The sequence below is a fragment of the Curtobacterium salicis genome, from assembly GCF_011759505.1.
GTDB classification, from domain to species: domain Bacteria; phylum Actinomycetota; class Actinomycetes; order Actinomycetales; family Microbacteriaceae; genus Curtobacterium; species Curtobacterium salicis.
This window is the reverse complement of sequence record NZ_JAAOYO010000001.1, coordinates 544,592-556,503: the sequence shown is the minus strand read 5'-3', so window position 1 is coordinate 556,503 and position 11,912 is coordinate 544,592. Positions and strand designations below refer to the sequence as shown.

Below are 11,912 nucleotides of genomic sequence, written 5' to 3'. Positions count from 1 at the left end.
ACCGACTGCTCCGGACAGTCGACGAACCGGCACCGCCCGGAGGCCCGTCCCCGTCAGGTGGGCATCGCCAGGATGCGACGGAACAGCTTGCCGATCGCGGTCCGGCGGGGCTTCCAGCCGTGCGCCGCGAGGGTGTCGTTCACCGGTTTCGTGATCCACCGCGAGTTGAACGTGAAGGAGCCGGATCCGCCGGTCGACGAGCGAGTGCTGGTGCGCATCAGGCGTCGGTACTCGTTCGTGTCGGGCAGCAGCTGGATGCCGTAGCGGTAGGTGGTGACCGTCCCGCCGCCGGAGCGACCGAGCTGGTGGGTCGCGATGAACTGTCCGTCCTCGAACGTCATGTCGAACGGGTGCTCGGTCGCGCGGTGCAGGGCCATCAGGGCGTCGCCGACCTGGTTCGCGGATGACGGGGACGCGGCACCGGGGGTCGACATACCCGGACCCTACCGATGCCCGGTTGAGGTGGCACGACAGGGAACCCCTCCCCGGGAGGCCCGGCCGTACCGTGGGCGCATGCCGAACGAGAACGAGGTGCGGGACTTCCTGATGTCCCGCCGTGCCCGGATCACACCCGAGTCGGTCGGCCTGCCGGGTGGACCCGGTCGACGGGTGCCCGGCCTCCGACGTGGCGAGGTCGCCGTCCTCGCCGGGGTCAGCGCCGAGTACTACTCCCGCATCGAGCGGGGCAACCTGGCCGGCGTCACCGACACCGTCCTCGAGGCCATCGCCGACACGCTGCGGTTCGACGACTCCGAGCGTTCGCACCTGTTCGACCTGGCCCGGGCGGCGAACACGTCCCCGGTGCGCCGCGGTCGTCCGAGCGTCCCGGGCGCCGTCCGGCCGGGACTCCGGTACGCGCTGGAGGCCATGCACGACGTCGTCGCCTTCGTGCAGAACACCCGACTCGACGTGGTGGCCATGACGGACCTGGGCCGTGCGCTCTACAGCGACGTCGTCGAGGCCGGCGGCGACCAGCCGAACTTCGCCCGCTTCGCGTTCCTGCACCAGGACCTGTCGCGTCGGCTCTACCCGGACTGGGACGGCGCGGCGGACACCTCCGTCGCGATGCTGCGGACCGCGGCCGGTCGACACCCGGACGACCGTGCTCTTCGGGACCTGATCGGCGAACTCGCGACGCTCAGTCCGGAGTTCCGGCAGAAGTGGGCGGCGCACGAGGTCCGGCTGCACACCCACGGTGTCAAGACGTTCCACCACCACGCGGTCGGCGACGTCCGGTTGCACTTCGAGAACCTGACGCCTGGGCTCGACGGCGAGCACAGCGTCATCGTCTACTCGGCGGAACCGGGCAGTGCGGACGCGGAGTCGTTGCAGCTGCTGGCGAGCTGGGCCGCGACCCGCACGACGGACGCGAGTGGTGCCTCCCGGGCCGAGGACGTGACCCGGGGCGGAACCCGGTGACGACCACCGCGCCCTCACCGACGACGACCGGCCACGCAGCCACCCGTATGCCCTGGGCGGCGCTGGTCGCCCTCGCGGCGATCGGGTTCCTGCTGCTGTCCGCCGAGACGATGCCGGCCGGACTGCTGCCGCTGATGGCCGGCGACCTGAGCGCCAGCGAGGGTGTCATCGGCCAGTTCATCAGCGTCTGGGCCCTCGGCACCGTCGTGGTCACCGTGCCGGCGATCACCCTCACGCGTGGGATGCGCCGCAAGCCGCTGCTCCTCGCCGCGCTCACCTGCCTCGTGCTCGCGAACACCGTCACCGCGCTCTCGTCAGACGTCGTCCTGTCGCTCGTGTCCCGCTTCGTCGGCGGCGCGGCGACGGGCGTCCTGTGGGGGATGCTGGCCGCGTACGGGCGCCGGATCAGCCCGCCGGCACGCGGCGGGCTGGCCCTGGCGGTCGTGTCGACGGGCGCGCCGGTCGGCTTCGCGCTCGGCACGCCGCTCGGCGCCTGGGTCGGCGGCGTCCTGGACTGGCGGTGGTCGTTCGCCGGCATGTCGCTGCTCGGCGTCGTGCTCATGGTCCTCGTCGTGCTGCTCGTGCCCGACGTCGCGGGTCAGGCAGCCGGTGGACGGCTGCCCCTGCGGCGGGTGTTCCTGCTGCCCGGCGTCCCCGTCGTCCTGGTCGTCATCGTCGTGTGGATGCTCGGCCACAACACGATCTACACCTACATCGCGCCGTTCCTCCGCGACACCGGCACCGGACTCTCGGCGGACCTGGTGCTCCTGGTCTACGGCGTCTGCTCGATCGGCGGGGTCGCACTGACGGCGGCGCTGATCGATCGGCACCCCCGCGGGCTGCTGTGGGCGAGCCTCGGCGGGTTCGTGTGCGCCGCGGTCCTGCTCGTCGTCGGACACGGGTCGCCCGCGGTCGTGCTCGGTGCCGCCGTGCTCTGGGGGTTGACCTTCGGTGGAGCGGCGCCGCAGCTGCAGAGCGCCCTGACGATCGCCGGCGGCTCGGAGTCGGACCTGGCGAACGCGTTCCTGCCGGTCGCGTTCAACCTGGCGATCTCCGCCGCGGGCCTGGTCGGAGCGCTGCTCCTGGGCGTCTCGGGTGGGCTGGTCCTCGCGGTGTTCATGGCCGTGCTCGGGGCGCTGGCGCTGGCGGTGACGGTCGTCGGCCGGCGGAACTTCGCCGCTCGCGGGTGACAGCCGCTCCGGGCAGTGGGCGCGGCGGTCGGTACCCGACTCTTCGTCGGCACCGGTAGGGATCGACGTCATCGGTGTGAACGGTTATACTCGCGCGTATGAAGACCGCGATCTCGATCCCTGATGCCGAGTTCGAGCGTTTCGAACGCGTTGCCGCTCGTCACGGTCTGAACCGGTCCGAGTTCTACCGGCGTGCTGCTGACAGGCTGGCTCAGGAACTCGAAGGCAGTTCCGACTTGACCAGGATCGCGAATGCGGTCATCGAGCGCGCGGGTCAACCGTCGGCTGACGACGTGTTCGTCCGCGAGTCCGAGCGCCAGATGATCGAACGGACCGAGTGGTGATCGAGTACGGCGACGTGGTCTGGGTGGACTTCGGGGCGCCTCGCGGATCCGAGCCGGCCAAGGTCCGACCCACGATCGTGATGCAGCAGGACTGGCTCCTCGCCAGCGACATCCGAACGGTGTTGGTTGTCCCACTCACCTCGAACACCGCGTTGGAGTCGTTCCCGGGCAACGTCTTCGTCCCTCGCGAGACGTCGGGCCTCGAGAAGGACTCAGTCGCGGTCGTGTCGCAGATCGGCCCGGTGGGCCGTGAGTTCCTGGACCCGTCCCCGGCGGGCCACCTGCCCGCCTACCTCCTCAGGGAGGTCGGCGCCGGTGTGCGGCTGGTGACCGGGGTCTGAGGCCCAGGCTTCTGCGATCGGCCTAGTACTTCGACTTCGCCGCGCAGGTCACCGTGTCGGCGGTCTGTCCGGAGACCGAGTCCGGTAGTTCGGCGGCGGACGCGCTCGCCCGGGGCGTCGCCGGAGCCGTCGTCGGGCTGCCGGCGGCGGGCGGGGTGGTGGTCCCTGTCACACTGGCGGGAGCCGACGGTGATGCGGTGGGCGCGTCCGGATCACGAACCGCCGAGCGACCGAGGCTGTCCGGCGCGAGCTGCACCGGCTCGTCGGCTCGCAGCGCAGCGGTCAGGGTCGCCGCCGGTCCCTCGGACACCAGGACCCGGCCGGGCTGGTCCGGGTCGTCGACGACCGGGAACTGCAGGAACACCATGTTGGCGAGTCCGACGGTGTTCACCGCGAGGGCGAGGCGCGCCAGGGTCGCCGGATCGCTGAGCGAGTCCGACAGGACCATGTTCTGGAAGGCCATGTCCGCGAGCCGCAGGACCTTCGCCGGGTTCGTGAGTGTGCCGGCGGAGACCGTCTGACGGGCGAGCGCCGACATGAACGTCTGCTGGTTGCTGATGCGGCCGAGGTCGCTCGTGTCACCGACGCCGTGTCGCGACCGGAGGAACGCAGCGGCTTCGGCACCCTTGAGTTCCCGGTTGCCGGGCTGCAGGTCGAGCGGCGGCGTGACGTCGTCGTCCTTGATCGGCGTGGCGAGGCAGACCGTGACGCCACCCACGGCATCGGCCATCCGCACGACGCCGTCGAAGCTGATGGTGCCGGCGTAGGCGATCTGCAGGCCGGTGAGCTGCCCGATGGTGCTCGCGACGCAGGCCAGACCGTGCTGCTCGCCACCGCGTGCGAGTGCGGTGTTGAGCATCGCCGCGGACGACGCCGGTGTGACCGTGCCCTCGTCGTTCGTGCACGCCGGGATCGGGATGACCAGGTCGCGCGGGAAGCTGATCACCGACATGTTCGAGTGGTCGGCCGAGATGTGCACGAGGATGTTCGTGTCGTTGTGCCCGACGCCGCTGCTCGCCGCACGGTTGGCCGCGTCGTCGAACCCGGCCCCCTGCCCGTCCCGGGTGTCGGTCGCGACGAGGAGCATGTTGACCTCGCCCGACTGGGCCGTCAGCGCGGGTGCCTTCTGCGCGGTGACGCCGGGCATCGCGAGCGAGACGGACGGCTGCGCGCTCTGCAGGACCTGCCACGTGGCGACGGCTCCGATCGAACCGGTCCCGACCACCGCGACCGCTGCGACGACCGCGACCGCGCGGAGCAGGGTGCCGAACGGGCCACGACGGGGGAGACGACCGTGCCGCGCCAGGGGAGCGCCCACCCCGCGAGTCGATGACGCGTCTGCGTGCGCTCGTCCGTCGTCCGACATGCATCCCCCAGGGTCAGCCGGAGTGGTCCCCGGTCCGGTCATCATGCCGGACGCCGGGGTCGGTCACCGCCGAGACTCCTGAGAGGGCCTCAGGCCGCGACGACCGCGTCGGGCGACGGCCGGCCGGTCCGGAGCGTCGGGCAGTGCTCCGGGGTCGGGTGTTCGGAGATGTGGATGACCTCGTCCAGCCGGTCCCGTGCAGCCGTCAGCTCGGCCAACTGCGCGGTGATCCGGTCGCGCTCCTGCACGAGCAGGGCGAAGGACTCCGGTGTGGCCACGCCGGCGTCGACGCAGGGCAGGAGCTGCACGATGGTGCGGCTCGGCAGACCGGCGGCGAAGAGCTGCTGGACCAGGCGGACCCGGTCGACGGCGTCCACGCCGTAGGTCCGTTGGCCGCTGCCGGTCCGGGTCGACGCGAGCATCCCCTGCTCCTCGTAGTACCGGAGCGAGCGGACGCTCACCCCGGTCCGGGCAGCGAGGTCCCCGATGCGCATGTCGTCTCCGTTCCGGGCTTGCCCCTGACACTGATGTGAGGTCTTAGCGTAACCGAGCCGCAGCGGGACGGACCCGTTCGGCGGAAGGACACCACCACCATGGACATCACCGGATCCGTCGCCCTCGTCACCGGCTCGAACCGCGGCCTCGGACGGCACTTCGTCGAACAGCTCCTGCAGCGCGGTGCGTCGAAGGTCTACGCCACCGCCCGGCGCCCCGAACTCGTCGACGTCCCCGGGGTCGAGGTGCTCGCCCTCGACATCACCGACCCGGCCTCCGTCGCGGCGGCAGCCGCCGCTGCGGGCGACGTCACGCTGCTGGTCGACAACGCCGGCATCTCGTCGTCGGGCTCGCTGCTCACCGACGACCTGGCGGACGCCCGACGTGCGGTGGACACCCACCTGTGGGGGACCCTCGAGATGGTCCGGGCGTTCGCACCCGTGATCGAGGGCAACGGCGGCGGTGCGATCGTCAACGTCCTCTCCGCCCTCTCCTGGTTCGCCGCGCCCGGCGCCGGTGGGTACGCCATCGCCAAGGCCGCCGAGTGGAACATGACGAACGCCGTCCGTCTCGAGCTCTCCGGTCGGGGCGTGACCGTCCAGGGCCTGCACCTCGGTGCCGCCGACACCGACATGATGGCGGGCTACGACGGGCCGATGACCGACCCAGCCGAGGTGGTGCGCGCCGCGCTCGACGGCGTCGAGCGCGACGCCACCGAGGTGCTGGTCGACGACTGGAGCCGCGTGGTGAAGGCCTCCCTGGCCGGCGACCCGGTGGACTTCTCGGCGCAGATCGCCTGAACCGGCTGCCTCGTGACCGGGGACCTGACGGACGGGAGGCCCGTGGCGACGCCGCCACGGGCCTCCCGTCCGTCAGGTGCGTTCGCGCCGCGGTCGACGAGGTCGTCCAGGGTCCTGCCGGTCGCTCACCCCTTGAGTCCGGCCGACGCCATGGTGGCGACGAACTGCTTCTGCGCGACGAGGAAGAGCAGGATCAGCGGCAGGGTCGCGACGACGTTGCCCGCCATGAGGAGTGACCAGTCGGTCCGGCGCACCCCCTGGAAGTTCGTCAGCCCGAGCTGCAGCGTGAAGGCGTCCTCGTTGTTGATCGCGATCAGGGGCCAGACCAGGTCGTTCCAGGACCCGAGCAGCGTGAACACCGCCAGGGTGGCCAGGGCCGGACGGGCGAGCGGGAGCACGATCCGGAAGAACACCTGCAGGCGGCTGCAGCCGTCGATCATGCCCGCCTCCTCGAGCTCGGCGGGGAGCGAGAGGAAGAACTGCCGCATCAGGAAGATGCCGAACGCCGACGCGAGCCACGGCACGATCGCGGCACCGAGGTGGTCGACGAGGTGCAGCCGCGCGAACATGACGTAGGTCGGGATCATGAGCAGCTGCGACGGGATCATGATCGTCGCGAGGATCGCGAGGAAGCCGAAGGTGCGCCCTGGGAACCGCAGCCGCGCGAAGCCGTACCCGGCGAGGGAGCACAGCACGAGGTGCGAGACGATCGCCGACGCCGAGACGATGACGGTGTTGAGCAGCCAGTGCAGGACGTCGCTCTCCGCGAAGAGCCGCTCGTAGCCGGTCAGGGTGAAGTGCGTCGGGATGAACGCCGGCGGGAACCGGTTGATCTCCGAGGCGGGCTCGAGCGAGGTGGTGAACATCTCGATGAACGGCACCAGGAAGAGCAGCGAGACGGGCAGCAGCAGGAGGTGCCAGGGGCTGAACGGCAGTCGTCGCCGACGCCGGGTGGCGGTCGCGCCGGCGCCGTCGGACCCGGCACCGAGGACGGGGACGCGGGTCTCGGTGGACATCATGGCGTGCTCCTTCCGGCACGTCGCTGCGCGACCGTGACGATGACCGTGGTGACGAGGGTGAGGAAGAACAGGCCGTAGGCGATGGCGGAGCCGTACCCGAACTGGAGGTTCTGGAAGGCGACCTTCCAGAGGTGGTAGACGATCGTCTGCGTCGCGTCGAGCGGCCCGCCGCGGGTGGTCGCGTAGACCAGGTCGAAGAGCTGCACCGCCTGCAGGGTCTGGTAGATCGCGACGAACGAGGTGACCGGCGCCAACTGCGGCCAGACGACCCGCCAGAAGGTCTGCCACGAGTTCGCACCGTCGATCCGCGCGGCCTCGATGACCTCGTCGGGGACGTCCTGCAGCGCGGCGAGGTAGATCACCGTCGTGAACGCCGCCTGCCCCCAGAGCGACATCACGATGATGACGATCATCGCCTCGCTGCGGTCCTCGAGCCAGCCCTGCTGCGGCAGGTGCAGGACGCGCAGGACGTTGTTGACGATGCCGAACTGCGGGCTGAACAGGTACGTCGTGAGGATCCCGGTGGCGGCCGCGGACGCGACGAACGGCACGAAGACCGCCGTGCGGTACAGCCCGATGAACCGGATCTTGCGGTTCAGTGCCACCGCGAGGAACAGCCCGAGCAGGAGCGACGCCGGCACGAAGAGGACCGTGTAGAGCCCGGTGTGCAGCACGGCCGCCCCGAGCGAGGCGTCGGTGACCAGGTCCTGGTAGTTCTGCGTACCGACCGGCGTGGCCGGGCTGAACCCGTCCCAGCTCTGGAAGGAGAGGACGAGCGCCCAGACACCGGGGAAGATCGTCAGGCCGAGGACGATGGCGAGCGCGGGGGCGACGAACCCCCACCCGGCGGCTGCCTCGCGGCGGGACCGGGCGGACCGTCGACGGGCTGCGGTCTTCGCGGGCGTCTGCTCACGCTGCGGCGGGGGCTGGATCGTGGAGGTGGTCATGTCGTGGCTCCTAGCCCTGTCGCAGTGCCTTGTCGGCGGCGACCGTCGCCTGCCGCAGCGCCTCGGTGGGTGTGCCCTCGCCCTGGAGCACCCGCGCGACGCCGTTGCCGACCGCTTCGGACAGGCCGTTGTAGCCGGGCACCGTCGGTCGGGCCTGTTCGGCGTTCGCGGAGTTCGCCTGCATGACGTCGAGCCCCGGCAGCGCGGCGACCTGCTTCCGGAACGCCGGGCTGCTCGTCTCGCTCGAGCGCAGCGGCAGGTTGCCGACGGCGACGTTGAACCGCTCGTCCTGCTCCGCCGCGGTCAACCAGCGCGTGAACTCGGTCGCCCAGTGCGCACGGTTCACGTCGTCGTTGTCGAACACGGTCCAGAGGTCCGGACCGGACACCGTCTGGTGGTCGCCGTCGGTACCCGGCAGCCTCACGACGCCGTACGAGGTCTTCGCCGTCTTCAGGGCCGAGAGCTGCCACGGTCCGGAGGTGATCATCCCGATGCGGTCGCTCGCGAAGAGCTGCGCCGCCTTCGTGTCGGTCTGGTCGAGGTACACGCTCCGGTCGTCGACGGCCATGCCACGGAGGAACGCGACCGCCCGGACACCGGCCGTCGAGTCGAAGGCCGAGCGCTCGCCGTCCTCGCTCAGGATCGCGCCGCCGTTCTGCCACAGGTGCGGCCAGAGCTGCCAGGTCGTCTCCTCGCTGCCGGACACCGAGTAGCCGTACCCGTAGGTGTGGCTGTCGGCGTCGGTCAGCCGCTCCGCCGCGCGGCGGAAGTCGTCCCAGGTCCAGTCCGCGGTCGGGTACGGGACACCGGCCCGGTCGAACACCGTCCTGTTGTAGAGCAGCGAGATGTTGTCGACGACGGCGGGGAACCCGATCACCTTGCCGCCGGTCGGCTGCGCGGTCGCCCGGGCGGCGGACGAGAACTCGTCCCACCGCACGTCCGGGTCGGACACCACGTCCCGGAGGTCGAGCGTCCGACCGGAGCGCTCGAGCTGGCTCGCCCACGACCCGAACGTGTAGGAGACGTCGGGGGAGTCGTGGCCCGCGAAGGACGCGGCGAGCTTCTGGAGGAGTTCCTCCGTCGACGACGACCCTGCGGACATGTCGATGGTGACGTTCGGGTGCGCTTCCTCGAACTCCGCGACGAGCCGCTGCAGGAGCTTCTCCGCCTGGTCGCTCTGCCCGGACCACATCGTGATGGTGACCGGTGCCTCGGTGTCGAGCACGGTCGCGCCCGGGTTCGAGCAGCCGGTGAGCAAGGCCGTCGTGACGGCGAGCGTGGTTCCGAGGACGATGCCCCGCAGTGCTCTGGACCGTCGTCGGCGGGCGGACGTGCGTCGGGGTGTCGGCACCGGGAACTCCTTCGTCGAACGGTGGGATGCGTCGTGGAGGCATACTGTTTGGTTTTGAGCGTTTGTCGCAACGGTCGACCAGAACCGCGCAGTCCAGTTGAGCGAAAGGGAAACCGTGACGTCCTTCCTCGAGTCCGCTCCGAGCCGCCGAACCGGCTCGTCGAAACGGTCGACCCGCAAGATCGCGATCATCACGGCGGTCCGTGAACGTCGGAGCGTCGGCCTCGACGACCTGATGCGGACGTTCGGGGTCTCCGCGGCGACGATCCGGCGGGACCTGGCCGACCTCGAGGACCAGGGGATGCTGGCGCGGACACACGGCGGCGCGCGGACCCTGCCGGCCGCGGAGGTGCCCGTCGGGCTGCGGGACGCCCAGCACCGCGACGCGAAGACCCGCATCGCCCGCTGCGCCGCGACCCTGCTGCCCGAGGGGCCGTGCGCCGTGGCGATCGGCGGCGGCACCACCGCCGCCGGGGTCGCCCGTGCGCTGATGTTCCGGAACGACCTGACCGTCGTCACGAACTCGGTGACGACGGCGTCCGAGATCGGCGGTCGGCCCAACCTCACGGTGGTCGTCACCGGCGGGGTCGTCCGCGGGCACTCCCTGGAGCTCGTCGGCGCGCTGGCCGAGAGCACGTTCAGTGCGGTCAGCGTCGGGACGGCGATCCTCGGCATGGACGGTTTCAGTGCCGCAGGCGGGGCCACCACGCACGACGGGACCGAGGCGCGGACGAACAGCGTGATGGTCCGTCGGGCCCAGCGGGTCGTCGTGGTCGCGGACTCCTCGAAGATCGGCCGGGTGACCACCGCGTGGGTCGCCGACCTCAGCGACGTCGACGACCTGGTGACGGACGACGCGGCGGACCCGCACGAGCTCGACCGCATCCGGCAGCACGGCGTCCGCGTGCACACCGTCTCGGTGCCGCGGTGACCCATCGGCCGCCGGATGGGTGGGATCGCTAGCCCCGCGCCTCCGTCAGGCGTTCCCGGCCCAGGCGTGCCTCGCGGACGACCGGCGCGAAGTCCACCGTGCGGCCGTCGACGACGAAGCGGTCCGGTCCGGTCCGCTCGACCTGCGGTTCGCCGGTGAGGAACCGCCGGAGCGCCGCCTGCTCGGTGTCGTCGAGCCAGGCCACGGGGTCGGACGTCGACCGGAAGCCCGACACCCGCGCCAGGTCGACGCCGACCTGACGCTGCTCGGCCGTCATCGTCGTGTCCCGCGACCGGAAGAACGCCACGTCGGGGTCGACCTGGTACAGCCCGCGCATCCACAGTCGGGCGAGGGACGCAGCGGCACCGTTCCGACCACCCTCGTGACTCGGATCCGCGACGCTCCCGGGCGGTGCCCAGTCCGAGGCCGTGTCCGGGCCGACGCGGACCCCGTCGAGCAGGCCGACGGACGGGAGCATCGGTGCCCCGCACCCGAGCAGGTAGACGTCGGGCCCGGCGGCGACACGGATCCGCTCCAGGGCCTCCCGGTACGCCCGTTCCCGCGGCACGTCCCGGTGTCGGAGCCCCGGCAGGGCCCCGGCGTAGAGGAAGTCGAGCTTGAGGTACCGGAAGCCCCAGCTGACGACCGTCCGGATCACGGTGTCCAGGTGCTCCTGCACCTCGGGGTGCGTGGTGTCCAGGGCGGCGTAGTGGGAGTCCCAGTTGTACCCGGCGACGAGCGGGCCACCGGCCGGGTCCTGCACGAGCCACTCGGGGTGCTCGGTCGCCGTCCGTGACCCGGGCAGGCAGATGAGCGGCGCGAGCCAGAGCCCTGGGCGCGAGCCCCGTGCGGCGATCGTCGCCGCGGTCGCCGCCATGCCGGACGGGAACCGGTCGCCCGCCACCCAGTCGCCGACGATCTCCTCCCACCCGTCATCGACCTGGACGACGTCCACCGGCAGGTCCCCGAGCCCGGCAGCCGCGTCGGCGATCAGCCCCTCGTCGATGTCCTCGTAGGACGAGTACCAGCTGCACCAGAGGGTCGACACGGGTGGAGCGGTCGGTGCGCCGAGCCGGTCGCGCAGGAGTTCCGCGTACCGGGTGAAGACGGCCTCCTCGGGTCCGAGGCCCAGGAACCACCCGTCGCCGTCGTCGGTCTCCACGGTTCCCCACAGGCTGCGCGCCGCGCCGCCCACCCTCGGGGTGCCGAGGCCCAGCGCACCGAGGAGCAGGACCCGGCCGTCGGCCAGGCGGAGTGCCCCGACCCCGTTGCCCTCGTGCCGGTCCGGCGTGTCGTTCGCCGCGTCGTCCGCGGTCAGGCGGCGCTCGTCGTCACCCCAGATCCGCAGCGGACTCTCGTCGAGCGGAGCCCAGCCCGTGGGCGACCAGGAGTTCCAGCCACCCCGGTGGAAGTCGGTCGCCGCGAGGTCGAGCCCGTCGAGCCCGTCGAGCCCGTCGACGACGATCCGCACGTCGCCCGGGTCGAGGACCCATCCCAGGCGGGTCCGGACGACACCGTCGCCCACCACCGCATCGTCGCCCGCCACCGCACCGGCGGAAGCCAGGCCCGTACCGTCGACGTGCAGTTCCCTCGTCGCCATGACCAGGCTCCCTCCCCGCGCCACGACCTGCGGCGCGCGACGATCGTAGGGGCCGCCAGCGCTCCGGTGACGGAACCGAGCACCGCGGCTGCGCGGCTGGGCGGCAGCG

General features: G+C 71.5%; 13 protein-coding genes. 6 read left to right on the top strand and 7 right to left on the bottom strand.

Translation table 11 applies throughout. The features are described from left to right. Positions 1–53: 53 nt before the first annotated feature. Positions 54–434, bottom strand: a complete 381-nt coding sequence (locus E9228_RS02660; protein ID WP_166779032.1) for a hypothetical protein — start codon at positions 432–434, stop codon at positions 54–56. Between the two features lie 79 nt (positions 435–513). On the opposite strand from E9228_RS02660, the gene E9228_RS02655 reads away from it, so the two are divergent. The 4 genes from E9228_RS02655 to E9228_RS02640 all read left to right on the top strand — a co-directional run bounded on the left by E9228_RS02655 (position 514) and on the right by E9228_RS02640 (position 3,294). Continuing rightward, the gene (locus E9228_RS02655) at positions 514–1,419 is read left to right on the top strand and encodes a helix-turn-helix transcriptional regulator (protein WP_166779031.1); all 906 of its coding nucleotides are present in this window, start codon (positions 514–516) and stop codon (positions 1,417–1,419) included. Beyond that, positions 1,416–2,609, top strand: coding sequence for an MFS transporter (locus tag E9228_RS02650; protein WP_341849737.1), 1,194 nt, complete (start codon positions 1,416–1,418; stop codon positions 2,607–2,609). The genes E9228_RS02655 and E9228_RS02650 overlap by 4 nt, the downstream gene beginning before the upstream one ends. Positions 2,610–2,707: 98 nt before the next feature. Further along, complete coding sequence (locus E9228_RS02645; RefSeq protein WP_166779030.1) at positions 2,708–2,953, top strand: CopG family transcriptional regulator; 246 nt, start codon at positions 2,708–2,710, stop codon at positions 2,951–2,953. Then, positions 2,950–3,294: a type II toxin-antitoxin system PemK/MazF family toxin gene (locus E9228_RS02640; protein WP_166779029.1), complete on the top strand. Its 345-nt coding sequence runs from the start codon at positions 2,950–2,952 to the stop codon at positions 3,292–3,294. Before E9228_RS02645 ends, E9228_RS02640 begins: the two co-directional genes overlap by 4 nt. A gap of 22 nt (positions 3,295–3,316) precedes the next feature. Here the strand turns inward: E9228_RS02640 and E9228_RS02635 are convergent, their stop codons facing one another. Further along, positions 3,317–4,612 (bottom strand): LCP family glycopolymer transferase, encoded by a 1,296-nt coding sequence (locus E9228_RS02635; RefSeq protein WP_166779028.1) that lies wholly within the window; start codon positions 4,610–4,612, stop codon positions 3,317–3,319. A gap of 137 nt (positions 4,613–4,749) precedes the next feature. Then, positions 4,750–5,154, bottom strand: a complete 405-nt coding sequence (locus E9228_RS02630) for a MerR family transcriptional regulator (protein ID WP_166779027.1) — start codon at positions 5,152–5,154, stop codon at positions 4,750–4,752. Between the two features lie 99 nt (positions 5,155–5,253). Between E9228_RS02630 and E9228_RS02625 the strand changes: the two genes are divergently transcribed. Further along, positions 5,254–5,955: an SDR family oxidoreductase gene (locus E9228_RS02625; protein WP_166779026.1), complete on the top strand. Its 702-nt coding sequence runs from the start codon at positions 5,254–5,256 to the stop codon at positions 5,953–5,955. A 125-nt stretch (positions 5,956–6,080) separates the two neighbouring features. On the opposite strand, the gene E9228_RS02620 is transcribed toward E9228_RS02625, so the two are convergent. The 3 genes from E9228_RS02620 to E9228_RS02610 are packed head-to-tail and all read right to left on the bottom strand — an operon-like array spanning position 6,081 to position 9,272. Continuing rightward, positions 6,081–6,974 (bottom strand): carbohydrate ABC transporter permease, encoded by an 894-nt coding sequence (locus tag E9228_RS02620; protein ID WP_252727498.1) that lies wholly within the window; start codon positions 6,972–6,974, stop codon positions 6,081–6,083. Next, positions 6,971–7,921: a carbohydrate ABC transporter permease gene (locus E9228_RS02615; protein WP_166779025.1), complete on the bottom strand. Its 951-nt coding sequence runs from the start codon at positions 7,919–7,921 to the stop codon at positions 6,971–6,973. The genes E9228_RS02620 and E9228_RS02615 overlap by 4 nt, the downstream gene beginning before the upstream one ends. Positions 7,922–7,931: 10 nt before the next feature. Further along, entirely contained in the window at positions 7,932–9,272 is a 1,341-nt protein-coding gene (locus tag E9228_RS02610; protein WP_341849736.1) for an extracellular solute-binding protein, read from the bottom strand. A gap of 115 nt (positions 9,273–9,387) precedes the next feature. Here E9228_RS02610 and E9228_RS02605 point away from each other — a divergent pair, with 115 nt between their 5' ends. Next, complete coding sequence (locus tag E9228_RS02605; protein ID WP_341849735.1) at positions 9,388–10,203, top strand: DeoR/GlpR family DNA-binding transcription regulator; 816 nt, start codon at positions 9,388–9,390, stop codon at positions 10,201–10,203. 28 nt (positions 10,204–10,231) lie between these two features. On the opposite strand, the gene E9228_RS02600 is transcribed toward E9228_RS02605, so the two are convergent. Further along, on the bottom strand, positions 10,232–11,803 hold the full coding sequence (locus E9228_RS02600; RefSeq protein ID WP_166779024.1) for a glycoside hydrolase family 36 protein: 1,572 nt from the start codon (positions 11,801–11,803) through the stop codon (positions 10,232–10,234). Positions 11,804–11,912 lie beyond the last annotated feature (109 nt).

Bases quoted from the DNA above. Each gene is read 5' to 3' on its own strand.
- E9228_RS02655 (WP_166779031.1), top strand. From the start codon at position 514: ATGCCGAACGAGAACGAGGTGCGGGACTTCCTGATGTCCCGCCGTGCC.
- E9228_RS02600 (WP_166779024.1), bottom strand. From the start codon at position 11,803: ATGGCGACGAGGGAACTGCACGTCGACGGTACGGGCCTGGCTTCCGCC.
- E9228_RS02660 (WP_166779032.1), bottom strand. From the start codon at position 434: ATGTCGACCCCCGGTGCCGCGTCCCCGTCATCCGCGAACCAGGTCGGC.
- E9228_RS02630 (WP_166779027.1), bottom strand. From the start codon at position 5,154: ATGCGCATCGGGGACCTCGCTGCCCGGACCGGGGTGAGCGTCCGCTCG.
- E9228_RS02620 (WP_252727498.1), bottom strand. From the start codon at position 6,974: ATGATGTCCACCGAGACCCGCGTCCCCGTCCTCGGTGCCGGGTCCGAC.
- E9228_RS02645 (WP_166779030.1), top strand. From the start codon at position 2,708: ATGAAGACCGCGATCTCGATCCCTGATGCCGAGTTCGAGCGTTTCGAA.
- E9228_RS02625 (WP_166779026.1), top strand. From the start codon at position 5,254: ATGGACATCACCGGATCCGTCGCCCTCGTCACCGGCTCGAACCGCGGC.
- E9228_RS02615 (WP_166779025.1), bottom strand. From the start codon at position 7,921: ATGACCACCTCCACGATCCAGCCCCCGCCGCAGCGTGAGCAGACGCCC.